7 protein-coding genes are annotated in these 10,152 nt (G+C 46.9%); all 7 read left to right on the top strand.

Translation table 11 applies throughout. The annotated features are described in order from the left end of the window. The coding region (locus AC1RNB_RS16105; RefSeq protein WP_493084489.1) for a hypothetical protein at positions 1 to 1,084 on the top strand (1,084 nt) is incomplete at its 5' end. A 546-nt stretch (positions 1,085 to 1,630) separates the two neighbouring features. Then, positions 1,631 to 2,080: a KTSC domain-containing protein gene (locus tag AC1RNB_RS16100; RefSeq protein WP_493084488.1), complete on the top strand. Its 450-nt coding sequence runs from the start codon at positions 1,631 to 1,633 to the stop codon at positions 2,078 to 2,080. Positions 2,081 to 2,218: 138 nt separating this feature from the next. Beyond that, positions 2,219 to 2,803, top strand: coding sequence for an RNA polymerase sigma factor (locus AC1RNB_RS16095; RefSeq protein ID WP_493084487.1), 585 nt, complete (start codon positions 2,219 to 2,221; stop codon positions 2,801 to 2,803). Between the two features lie 68 nt (positions 2,804 to 2,871). Beyond that, positions 2,872 to 4,062 carry a FecR family protein gene (locus AC1RNB_RS16090; protein ID WP_493084486.1) on the top strand — a complete coding sequence of 397 codons (1,191 nt, stop codon included), beginning with the start codon at positions 2,872 to 2,874 and terminating at the stop codon, positions 4,060 to 4,062. Positions 4,063 to 4,324: 262 nt separating this feature from the next. Further along, positions 4,325 to 7,606: a TonB-dependent receptor gene (locus tag AC1RNB_RS16085; protein WP_493084485.1), complete on the top strand. Its 3,282-nt coding sequence runs from the start codon at positions 4,325 to 4,327 to the stop codon at positions 7,604 to 7,606. Positions 7,607 to 7,627: 21 nt separating this feature from the next. After that, complete coding sequence (locus AC1RNB_RS16080; RefSeq protein ID WP_493084484.1) at positions 7,628 to 9,175, top strand: RagB/SusD family nutrient uptake outer membrane protein; 1,548 nt, start codon at positions 7,628 to 7,630, stop codon at positions 9,173 to 9,175. Between the two features lie 23 nt (positions 9,176 to 9,198). Then, positions 9,199 to 10,092, top strand: a complete 894-nt coding sequence (locus AC1RNB_RS16075) for a LamG-like jellyroll fold domain-containing protein (protein ID WP_493084483.1) — start codon at positions 9,199 to 9,201, stop codon at positions 10,090 to 10,092. Positions 10,093 to 10,152: the final 60 nt, after the last annotated feature.

Genomic DNA, 10,152 nt, shown 5'->3' with positions numbered 1-10,152 from the left:
TACCGCCTCTATGTTGTCTAATCGCTTAAAGAGTTCTGATACTACTTCTATGCTGGGTGGTTATGCGAGAACCGGCAGATCAGTGCAGTATGCTGATACTTCATCGATGCTGAATGGTTATGCGAAATCCGGCCAGTCGGTAAAATATGCTGATACATCCTCCATGTTGGCTAACCGGTTGAAAAGTTCTGATACCACTTCTATGCTGAGCGGGTATGCTAAAACCGGCAAATCAGTTCAATACGCTGATACATCATCGATGCTGAGTGGTTATGCAAAATCCGGCCAGTCGGTAAAATATGCGGATACCGCTACCATGCTGGTAAACCGCTTGAAGATCTCCGATACGGCCACTATGTTACGTGTGAAAGCGCCACTGTTATCTCCGGTTTTTACCGGAATACCTACCGCACCTACGGCAGCAGCCAAAACTAACAATACCCAACTGGCTACCACCGCTTATGCAGATGCCGCTGTTCTGGCCGCTACACCGGCCGGCACTTCCTTAACCGGTTCAACACTGGCATCCAATATCACAAATTCTTCCCTCACTTCTCTCGGGGTACTTGCTAACCTGTCGGTTACCGGTGAAATAACTGCCAATACCGTAAACGCTACATTGTCCAAAGCCGATCAGCCCAATGTAACCTCTCTCGGTACCTTAACCAGCCTGTCTGTTGCGGGTGATGTTTCTGTTACCGGTTCTGTTACCGCTACAGACGGTGTAAACGCCTCCGCAGCAAGTACGGCGGGCGGTATCGGTTACAATAGCAACGGTGGTTCCGTTACACAGACCAATAATAAATCAAGGTCTGTTACCATCAATGCTTTCTCAGGACAGATTACTACCCATAATGCCAGGTTGAGCGGCGATTCGGATGCGTCTTTTGTTGTGAATAATTCAGTGGTGAAAAGTACCGATGTTCCCTTTATCGTTATCGCTTCCGGTGGTTCTACAGGCCGTTACCGGATACAGGTAGATGCGGTTACCAACGGATCTTTTACCATCACGGTTCATAATATTACCGGTAATTCCTACAATGATAATATCGTGATCAACTTTGTGATCTTTAAAGGAAATTAAGACAATGGCTCTCTGCTCACGGATCGGCGAAATGGTAAGGTTACGATTATGATCCCCCAATGAGAAAAGACCCTTTTTTACTGAGGGGTCTTTTTTTCATATTGTCTGTCTGTCTCTTTCTGAAATTACTTCACGCTTATTTCCCCATGTTTTGTTAGCTTATTCTTCACTCTGCGGCCGCTCTAAGAGTGAACAGGAAGTGAACAGGAAGTGGATAGGAACAGAGCAGGAACTGAATGGAAACTGAATGGGAACTGAATGGGAACTGAACAAGAAACGGACTTGAAGGGCACTTGAAGGGCACTTGAAGGGCATTTGAAGGGCACTTGAGCCCTTGCCTGAGTCAGACAAGATAATGGCCTGAGTCAGGTGTATTACGGGTAAACGGCAAATAGGTGGGTACACAGTAGTGGTTGCAGAACCCGGCTTATCCCATTTATTTTTTAAAAACTACCTTCGCCGCCATCCGTGGGGTAGTAGTGGCTTTTCTGTAAGGTATACAGGGTAGGTAACTGATCGCACAGATCATTAATCAGGATTTATTTTATGCGTAGAATTCTCAATTACAGGAAATTACTGGGTGTTACCGAAGCTGCCGAACTGAAAGAACTGAAAACCGTATACCGGAACCTGATGAAAGACTGGCACCCGGATAAATTCCAGGATACACCCGAAGCCAGACTGGAAGCAGAAGAAAAAAGTAAAAAGATCATCGAAGCCTACCATTTTCTGGTAAGTATTGCCCCGGAAACCCGTACCAGTACCCTCGATGCTTATACTACCACTACTACTGAATCTGGTATCATCGATTTTGAATACAAGTCGGAACTGCTTTCCATCAGTTTTTCCGATGGGTCGGTATATGAATATTATGGTGTTCCCAAAGCCATTTATGTAAAACTGATCAATGCCGAAACCCCCGCCCGTTTTGCGAGAAGACATATCTATCACGCTTATATTTACCGCAGCACAACCAGGCAGATAGCAGCGGTGTAAAAGCCCGTCGCTCTGTTTAGCCGCGATTGCATAGAGATAGGGTTTTCCTAACGGAAATCGACTTCCCGGGTAGCTGTTTTTGCGCATTGTACTGAAATGCCTATTTTTAACGAGGAATCAGAACGGCCGACAACTACTATGCGTCCATTACAAGATTATGAAGAGCATTGCTTGATCCCCCTTGTTTGTAAGGGTAACAGAGACGCGTTCGAAGAAGTCTACCACCGCTACCATACAGCCCTTTACCGGAATATTCTCCGTTTTACCAAAGACAATACCGCCACAGAAGACCTTGTGCAGGATACTTTTATCCGTTTCTGGCAAAAAAGAAGCAGTATCCGTGCAGATAAATCGCTGGCAGGCTGGCTGTTTGTGATCAGCTATCACCTTTCTGTAAACTGGCTGAAACACAAGCTGGTTGATGCAAAAGCGAAACAGCAACTGGTGCTGCTACCGGTTGAATCCGATTCCTTATCCCTGTACGACCAACAGATGGCATTACTCGAGCAGGCTATTCTGCAGTTGCCTCCTCAGAAAAGAAGGGTGCTCGAATTGTGCAAACTTCAGGGCCGTTCTTATAAAGAAGCCGCCCAGGAAATGAATATTTCTACCCATACCGTAAAAGAGTACCTGTCTGGTGCCATGAAAGTAGTGCGTGATTATGCGGTAACACATCCGGAATACAAATCGCTTGCGCCGCTGCTGCTGGTGCTGTTTTCCTGAAAATATTTTCAGACCGATCCCCCCGTTTTAACGAACAAGCTGTATTTACCTATACAAATGCTTGCCAGGTGGATCTGAACCGCTTTCAACCCGAAGAATTGCTCAATAAGTCTTCTCTTACCGAAGAGGAGGCCCAATGGTTATTTGAATACCTGCAGCAAACCGATACTTCTGAACTCAGAACTGTATTACTCGAAAGATTCGCAGATGAGCTTTCACTCCCCAACCCGGTTACACTGCCGCAGGATATCTCTCAAAAAATGCTGGCAGAAATCAGGCAGGCTACCAGTGCCGCTGAAACACCTGTTACAAAACCTTCCACTGCTTTTACCAGGATAGCTGCTGCGGCTATTATACTGATGATAATATCTGCTGCATTCTGGTGGTACTATCCGGCAAAATCTCCAGAACAACCCCTGGCAAAAGGCAAGCCTCCAGCAACGGATGTTGCTGCTCCGGCCGATAGCCGTGCCACTATTACACTCGCAAACGGCGAACAGATCATACTAGACAGTAACCGCAATGGTTTACTGGCCAGCGAAGGTGCCGTAAGCATTGAACGTGCTGCTGATGGCGCCATTACCTATAAAGGGGCAGTTTCGGAAACAGTATATAATACCTTATTTAATCCCCGGGGCAGCAAACCGGTATCGCTTACACTCAGCGATGGCAGCCGGGTATGGCTGAACAGCGAAAGTTCGCTCCGGTATCCGGTTGCTTTCAGTGGCAAACAACGGTTGGTAGAGATTACCGGCGAAGCCTATTTTGAAGTAACCAAAAAACCCGCCATGCCTTTCCGGGTATCTATCGCAGGCAAGGGCACGGTGGAAGTACTCGGTACCCATTTTAATGTGAACAGTTATCCGGATGAATCCAATACCTGCATCACCCTGCTGGAAGGTAGTGTGCGTGTAGCAGTTCTGGCCGGTAGCCCAACCGTGATTCAATCCGGTCAGCAAGCGGTATATAATAATGCACAGCTATCCGGTACTGTTACGGTAAAGAACGGGGTAAATACGGAAGCGGTGATGGCCTGGAAAAATGGTTTTTTCCATTTCGACCAGGCAGATTTGTATGCGGTGATGCGCCAATTAGCGAGATGGTACAATATAGAAGTGAAATATGAAGGTAAAATACCGGCAAGGACTTTCGGGGGAGAAATGCAGCGAGACCTGAACCTGTCTGAAGTATTGAAATTACTTGAGAAAAACAAAGTGCATTTCCAGATAGAAAATAACCAGCTTTTGGTAAGACCGTAACGAACTAAATCTATGATATGACATAAGAACAAACAATGGTAAAAAAAAGCCGCCCCGACTGCAATCGGAACGGCAGAATGAGATTACCGGCCAATTCACCTCCAGGTAAATTTTTCAATAACCCAAACATTGCTAATGTATGAAAATTAACGCGGAAAACCGGTGCTTAGAACCGGTAACAAGGGCCTCAGGCGCCTTTGTATCTGCCCGGCAGGGAGTTCCTGATTCCCCGGCCAGCAAACCATCTAAAATGTTACTCGCCATGAAACTGACAACCCTGCTGCTCTTCGCAGCTTTTCTGCAGGTTTCGGCTAACACAAATGCCCAAAAGGTTTCTATTTCCGGAAAGGAAATGCCTTTGGTAAAAGTGTTTGAAACGATTAAATCGCAAACAGGTTTTGTGTTTTTCTATGATGCGGTTTTACTTCAGCAGGGAAAACCGGTGAACCTGAAAGTGAAGAACCAACCACTGGTAGAAGTACTGCAGCAGGTATTCAGCGATCAGCCATTGTCATGGAGCATTGTCAATAAAACCATTACCATTACACCCAAGCCCGCACAGCCGGTGCCGGTAGAAAAACCTGTTGTGGCTGTATTGGCCAATCTGGTAAAAGGAAAAGTAGTGGATGAAAACGGGCAACCACTGGCCGGTGCGAGTATCCTGATTAAAGGAACCAATACCGGGGTGAAAGCAGATAATGACGGAAGTTTTTCCATTGAGGTAAATCCGGATGCCAGACTCGTTATCTCTTATATAGGTTATGAAACCACTGAAGTATTGGTGGGCAGCCAGCAGAATATCACGGTACGTTTAAAACAGGCCGTATTGCTGATCGACCAGGCCGTGGTGGTGATCGGATATGGTACCCAGCGTAAAAAAGATCTTACCGGAACCATTTCTACTATCAAAGGAGAATCTGTTGCCAAAATGCCCGGTACCAATCCTGTTTCTTCTTTACAGGGTAAAGTGGCCGGTCTAACCGTTGCCAATACGGGAAGGGCAGGAGCCAGTCCCGTGGTTCGGATCCGGGGTGTCAACAGTACCAACAGTGCCAACCCGGTGTATGTAGTGGATGGAATTCTGCACGACAATATCGATTTCCTGAATCCTTCCGATATCGAAACCATCGATGTATTGCGTGATCCTTCATCGATTGCCATTTATGGTTTGCGCGGTGCCAACGGGGTGATCGCTATCACTTCTAAAAAAGCAGGTAAGGGCGAAACCCGTATCAATTTCCAGAGTTCCGTAGGGATCCAGAAAGTGAACGACCGGATCAAAGTGGCAGACGCCGCCGGCTTTAAAAAATTATACGATGCACAGCTGGCCAACCTGCGCGCCACTCCGTTTGATTATACCAACTATACCGCCAATACCGACTGGCAAAGCCTGGTGCTGCGCGATGCGGTGATCACTTCCAATAACCTCAGCATTGCCAACAGCGGCGAAAAAAGCACCACCTACCTGAATGTGGGTTATACCAACCAGGATGGTGTGGTACGTAATGATAATTACAAACGTTATCTCGCGCGTTTAAACGAGGAGATCCGTTTTTCAGATAAAATCAAAGTAGGGGCCGAAGTAACCGGATACCACTGGATCAGTAATCCACCCGCAGCTTCTATCTCCAATGCCCTTTGGGCCGCACCTATTGTAGGCATACAGCAGGATGCGAATACTTATTATAGTATGCCTTCTTTCCAGCGTGCACAGGTAGGTAACCCGGTAGCCGCACTGAACAAGGGAGATGGTACCAGCCTGGATAAAGGTTTCCGTTTGGTAGGAAGTATTTATGGTGAGATCAAATTTGCCAAATACTTTACCTGGCGCTCTACGTTTTATACCGACCTGGCGTTTAATACCAACAGGGGCTTCAGCCGGCTGCCTTACACTTTCATCAACCTGGGCGAAGGGGCCGCACCTACTACCACTACTTTTGATAATTCAGTAAGAACGTCTGTATCTCAAAGCCAGAGCGAATCCAAACGCTACCAGCAGGATCATACCCTGAATTTCACCAGGAACTTCGGTGGTAAACATGCGGTAACCGCATTGGCTGGTTTTACTTCTATCTACAGTTACAGTTCTTACCTGAACGCAAACAGGAGAGATACTTCTGTGAATATCAACAACAGTCCTGAATTCTGGTATATCGGTGTGTCTAACGCCAACAACCCAGGCAATTATGATGGCGGCGGCGGCGAAAGTGCCATTGAAGGTTATTTCGGAAGGGTGAGTTATTCTTACCTCGGTAAATACCTGCTCAATGCTACCATCAGAAGAGATGGAAGTTCCAAATTTGCGCCGCAGAACCGCTGGGGTACTTTTGGTAGTGTGGGACTGGGCTGGATCGCCAGCGAAGAAAATTTCTTCCGTAAGATCAAAGGCATCGATTTCCTCAAATTCCGTGGCGCCTGGGGTTTCACCGGTAATGCCAATGGTTTTGGAGATAATCTCTACAAGCCAGGCATATCCAATGCGTCAACAGCTGTTTTCGGCGATAATGTGTACAGCTCTATACAGGCAGCTTATATCCCAGATCCTAACCTGCATTGGGAAACCGTAAAAGGGATCGATCTCGGATTTGACCTGCGTACATTCAACAACAAAATGAACCTGGAGTTTACCTGGTATAACAGAACCACTTCCGATATCCTTACGGCAGTGGCCCTGCCCAATGATAGCAGAAGTTATTTCACCAATCTCGGACAGATCACCAACAAAGGAATTGAGGTATCACTGGGCTGGAACGACAAAGTAGGAAGAGACCTGGTATATGGTGCATCGCTCAACTTCAGCTACAATAAAAATGTAGTGAACTCCATCGGTAATAATTTCAATTTCTCCATCATTGGTAATGGCGGTACTAACCTTACCACTACCGGACAATCCATTGGTTATTTCTACGGGTACACGCAAACCGGTATTTATCAGTCATCTGCAGACATGGCTAAAATGGCCACTTTCTCCAACTCATTACCAGGCGATATCGCTTATGCGGATGTGAACGGAGATGGGGTGATCTCACCTGCCGACCGCGGTTATATCGGTACGCCATTCCCTCCATACAGCTTTGGCGGAAATTTCACCCTTGGTTATAAAGGCTTTGATGTGGAACTGGATCTGCAGGGTATGGCCGGACATAAAATTTATGTACAGCGCCGTACTTCCACTTTTGCTGTGTTGAATTATGAAGTGAACCGTTTGAATGCGTATACTACACCGGGTTCTTCCAATGTAGAACCTATTCTGGATAACACAAGAGGTAATAACTTTTTAATGAGTACCCATTATCTCGAACCCGGCGATTATTTCCGGATCCGCAATTTCCAGATCGGGTACACATTCAACCAGGGTTTCCTGGCCAAAGCTGGTATCAAAAAAGCAAGGGTATTTGTGAACGGACAGAACCTGAAAACATGGAGTAAGGTTACCGGTTATTCTCCGGAGCCCATCATTAGCAGTATCCTGGGTGGCGGTGCCGACAATGGCGCGTACCCAGTTCCTGCCGTGTATTCATTCGGTCTTAACCTGACTTTTTAAACCTGTCAAAACATGTATACAATGAAAAAGATAAATATATCCTTACCTGCGGTGATGCTGCTGGCCTTTGTGTCTGTGCTGTTCACGCTGACAGGTTGTAAAAAAGACTTCTTGGATACACAACGCCAGGGAGCATACGATGCGGATAACTATCCTTATCCGGGTGGTTCGGGTCCGTACGACCAGTTCATCTTTGGTGCCTATAATGAACTCAGAAGTTTTAACGTACATAGCCAGGCATTCATCACGGCCACGAGTATCCGCAGCGATGATGCCGATAAGGGAAGTACGCCTGCTGATGGTGGTGCCAATGCCATTGACATGGATAATTTTCCTGTTACCCCCAGCAACGGTTTCGGTAATGCTTTGTGGTTAGGTTATTACAGCCTGATTAACAAGTGTAATACCACTATCAAAGAAGTGAATACCAATACCACTATTACCGCAACTGACGCCATCAAAGTACAAACCATTGGCGAGGCACGTTTTCTGAGAGGTTATGCCTATTTTATGATGGTGCGTTTGTTTGGTAGTGTGCCCCTCATTGATACCGTATTTGATAACCCGGCTTTGCAGAACAATATTCCGCAGAGCAGTGCCGCACAGGTATATGCTTTTGTAGAGAAAGACCTGATATATGCTGCAGGTAGTTTGCCACTGGTGTGGGACAGTAAATTTGTTGGTCGTGCCACCAGTGGTGCCGCCAATGGATTACTAACCAAAGTGTATCTGTACCAGCAGAAATGGGCATTGGCCATGAGTACGGCTAACCTGGTGATCAGTTCGGGTCAGTATAACCTGTCAACCCCATTTGATAAGATCTTCCGCGAAGAAGGAGAGAACAGTGCTGAATCTGTATTTGAAGTACAGGCAACGGCCAATGCTTCTTTTCCTACCAGTAATGGTGTACAGTATGCGCAGATCCAGGGTATAAGAGGATCGGGTGTGTTTGATCTGGGCTGGGGATGGAATTCGCCCAGCACACAGCTGGAAGCCTCTTTCGAAGCCAATGATCCGCGTAAGAACCGTACTATCCTGTACACGAGTACAGCCACTACCACTTACCAGACTTTATATAATGAAGTGCTGCCGGTGGGTTTACCCAATCCGCGTTACAATAACAAAGTGTATACCAACCCTGCACAGCGTGCCACTATCGGCAACCGTTTTGGTTACTGGATGAATGTTCGTGTACTGCGTTATGCGGATGTGGTACTCATGTTTGCCGAAGCGGCGAATGAGGTAGGAGGTGCGGCTAATATCACTGCTGCCAGAACAGCGCTCAATAGCGTAAGGCAGCGTGCCAGGGGCGGAGTGGCAGGTATACTGCCTGATGTGACCACAACCGACCAGGCTACACTGCGCGATGCCATCCGCCGCGAACGCCGGGCAGAACTGGCCATGGAGCATGAACGCTTTTTTGATATTGTTCGCTGGGGTATTGCACAAACCGTGCTGAATGCAGCCGGTAAAAACAATTTCATCAACAGCAGGGATGTGTTACTGCCTATACCGCAACCTCAGATAGATCTGAGTGCAGGTGTGCTGAAACAAAATCCAGGGTATTAATTTCTGACCTTTAATCTACCAACATGAAATACGTTCCTACTAATATACAACTCCGGAAAAGCGGCATAGCCCTGTTTTTCCTGGTAGTACTGGCTGCCTCCTGCACCAAGGATGGCAATCCCAATAACCTGCCCTCTGTCAGCACCGCTGCTTACGAAGGCAAGATAGATGGCTACAGCAGTTCCAACGATGTGTTCCCGGAAAGCCTCATCGCTTACTGGAGTTTTGATGATACCAAAAATGAACTGGTGAGTGGAACAGCTCCCGGTACATCGGCCAACGACAGCTACGTAGCCGGCGGTGTAAGAGGGAAAGCCCTGAGCCTGGCAGCAGGTTACCTGTATTTTCCAACACAGTTCCAACGTTTCAAAACCGATTCGCTGAAAAGTTTTACCATCAGTGCCTGGATCAAAATGCAGAATAATGGTTCTAAAAGGACGATGCTGTTTCAACTGGCTCGTCCGGGTATTTTTACAGGTAATATCAACTTTGTTCTGAACACCAATGCCAACCAGCCGAGTAATACCAACCTGGTTATTCAACCTACCTTTACAACGGTAGGTGGTGGTACGCAGGATAACCTGAATACCGCACTGTATCCTACCATCGGCACCGCTAAATGGACGCATGTATTGCTTACCTATGATGGCAGCAGCGGTGTATTCAATATCTGGGGCGATGGTGTAAAAGTGGGTGCTTTCCCTAACCGGGGTACAGGTAATAACCTGTTCAAATCCTATGAGCCCAGCGAGATCATTATCGGATCCAACTATAACGGGATCCCCGGTAAATCGGTTAACTCGGACGTGAATTTTGCACCCATGACCGGACAGATCGATGAAATAAGGATCTATAACAAAAGCCTCGGCGATGCCTATATCAAAGCATTGTATAACCTGGGCCTGGCCAATAAATAAACACAGGGAGGGGCATACCTGAAAAAGGCCTGCCCCTCTCTTTTACTTCCATTTCAGATC

Source organism: Sediminibacterium sp. GW821-FHT12F12, assembly GCF_058806635.1.
The sequence above is the reverse complement of the archived record's forward strand: the minus strand, read 5'-3'. Positions and strand labels throughout refer to the sequence as shown.